2 protein-coding genes are annotated in these 1,215 nt (G+C 67.3%); both read right to left on the bottom strand.

The genetic code is table 11. The features are described 5' to 3' along the window. Nucleotides 1-423, bottom strand: a 423-nt coding sequence (locus Q8Q85_07535; GenBank protein ID MDP3774108.1) for an acetate--CoA ligase family protein, incomplete at its 3' end; no start/stop codon positions are given. Next, nucleotides 420-1,215: citrate/2-methylcitrate synthase (locus Q8Q85_07530; GenBank protein ID MDP3774107.1), on the bottom strand; the 796-nt coding region annotated here is incomplete at its 5' end. The genes Q8Q85_07535 and Q8Q85_07530, both read right to left, overlap by 4 nt.

The following is a 1,215-nucleotide window of genomic DNA, read 5'->3' as shown; positions in this document are numbered from 1 at the left end:
CTCAGGGGTGGTCTTGGCCACCGCTTCGATGTCCACTCCGCCCTGCCGGCTCGCCAAGATCAAGGGCGTGGCGCGGAACCGATCCAGGGTGATGGCCAGGTACAGTTCCGTCGCGGCCTCGAGGCGCTCGGTGAGCAGCACCGATGAGACGGGCAGCCCCTCCGGCGGTGTTTGGGCGGTGACGAGGCGCGTGCCCAGCAGCGAGGCGGCGGCGGTGCGCGCCTCCTGGGCGGTGGCGGCGGAGAGAATGCCGCCGGCCTTGCCGCGCCCGCCGGCGTGCAGTTGCGCTTTGACGAGGCAGGGGCCTCGCAGCGTCTCATACGCGCGCGCGGCCTCGTCCGCGGTGGCGGCCACCGCGCCCCGCGGCACCGGAATCCCCGCGGCAGCAAACAGTTCTTTGGCTTGATACTCGTGGAGCTTCACGTGCGTTGGTCCAGCGGGACGAACGTGAGATGGCGGGGGCCGACGTAGAGGGCGAGCGGCCGGATCAGCCGATTGTCGTCGAACTGCTCCAGGATATGGGCCGCCCACCCGGCGCTGCGCGCGCAGGCGAAGAGGGTCGTGAACAAATCGACGGGGATGTGCAGGGCGTTGAGCAGCGTGGCCGAGTAGAAGTCCACGTTGATGTGCAGTTTCTTCGCGTCCCAGACGGCTTCTTGGAGCCGCTCGGAGATCTGGAACCATTTCAGGTCGTCGCCAGTCGCGGCCAGCTCCTTCGCAGACCGTTTCAGATGCTTGGCGCGCGGGTCATCGCCTTTATAGAGGCGATGGCCGAACCCCATGAAACGCTTATGGTCAGACACCGTCTTGTCCACGTACGGTTTCACCTGCTCGACGGTTCCAATCTCGCTTAACATCTCCATCGCCTTGCGGTTGGCCGAGCCGTGGAGCGAGCCTTTCAGCGTGCCGATGGCCGCGACCGTTGCCGAGTACACGTCGGTCTTCGTGCCGATGGCCGTGCGCGCGGCGAAGGTGGAGGCGTTGAAGCCGTGCTCCGCCAGCAGCACGAAGTACGCATCCAGCGCGGCGGCTTGCTGGGGCGTGGGGTCTTGGCCGTGCAGCATGTAGAGGAAATTCGCGGCGTGGCCCAGATCGGGCCGCGGCCCGAGCATCGGGCGGTTGCGGCGCAGGCGATCGAACATGGCCACGATGGTGGGCATCTTCGCGATCAGATGCGCCGTCTGCTCCACCCACACGTCGCGCCGGTCCTGCTCG

It is taken from the genome of Gemmatimonadales bacterium, from assembly GCA_030697825.1.
Taxonomy (GTDB): Bacteria; Gemmatimonadota; Gemmatimonadetes; order Gemmatimonadales; family JACORV01; genus JACORV01.
The sequence above is the reverse complement of the archived record's forward strand: the minus strand, read 5'-3'. Positions and strand labels throughout refer to the sequence as shown.